Consider the following 1,038-nt stretch of genomic DNA (forward strand, 5'->3'; position numbering starts at 1 on the left):
CATTGAGCAGTTCGTCGCGAAGCGACCCGTTGAAGCTCTCGTTATAGCCGTTCTCCCATGGCGAGCCCGGGGCGATGTAGAGCGTCTTCACGCCGATCTGGCCGAGCCAGGTCTGGACGGCGGTGGCGATGAACTCACTGCCGTTGTCCGACCTGATGTGCGCTGGCGGACCCCGTTCGATGAACAGGTCGGCCAACGCGGCCAGCACGTCCTCGTGGCGGAGCTGACGTGACACGACCAGTGCCAGGCACTCGCGACTGGCCTCGTCGATGATGGTCAGGATGCGGAACTTGCGCCCATCGTGGGTACGCTCCTCGACGAAGTCATAGGCCCAGACATGCCCCGGATACTCTGGGCGAAGCCGGATGCAGGAGCCGTCATTGAGCCACAGCCGGCCGCGTTTCGGTTGGCGCTGCGGCACCTTCAGCCCCTCGCGCCGCCAGATCCGCTCGACCCGTTTGTGGTTCACCGACCAGCCCGCCGCATGCAGCAGCGCGGTCACCCTACGGTAGCCGTAGCGCCCGTACTGCTTCGCCAGCGCGACGACGTCGTCGGTGAGCGCCTGCTCATCATCTGCCCCGCACGGGACCTTGCGCTGCGTCGACCGGTGCTGCCCAAGCACACGGCACACCCTTCGCTCGGATACGTCCAGCACCTCTTTCACCTGATCGATGCAGCGCCGGCGCCGCGCGGGGCTCAGAAGTTTCCCCGTGCCGCCTCCTGCAGGATCAGCTTGTCCAGCGTCAGGTCAGAGATCGCGCGACGCAGCCGCAGGTTCTCTTTCTCCAGGTCTTTCATCCGCCGTGCCTGATCCGTCTTCAGGCCGCCATACTCCTTGCGCCACCGGTAGTAGGTCTGCTCGCTGACCGCGATCCGCCGACACGCCTCCGCGGTCGTCCCGCCCTGACCCAGCATGATCTCCACTTCACGTAGCTTCCCGATGATCTCCCAGGGCTTGTGCTTCTTCGAAGACATTCGTCGTCCCTTCCTTGATCCAGACTATCATAGTCGATGGACCACTCAGAAGGGGGCAGCTCA

The 1,038-nt window shown here is 64.5% G+C and carries 1 pseudogene; it reads right to left on the minus strand.

What is annotated here, in order from left to right:
* Window positions 1-975: pseudogene (locus MF610_RS18980) on the minus strand (IS3 family transposase); the annotation flags it as partial.
* Window positions 976-1,038 lie beyond the last annotated feature (63 nt).

The organism is Sphingomonas hankookensis (assembly GCF_022664465.1).
Classification (GTDB): Bacteria; Pseudomonadota; Alphaproteobacteria; order Sphingomonadales; family Sphingomonadaceae; genus Sphingomonas; species Sphingomonas hankookensis.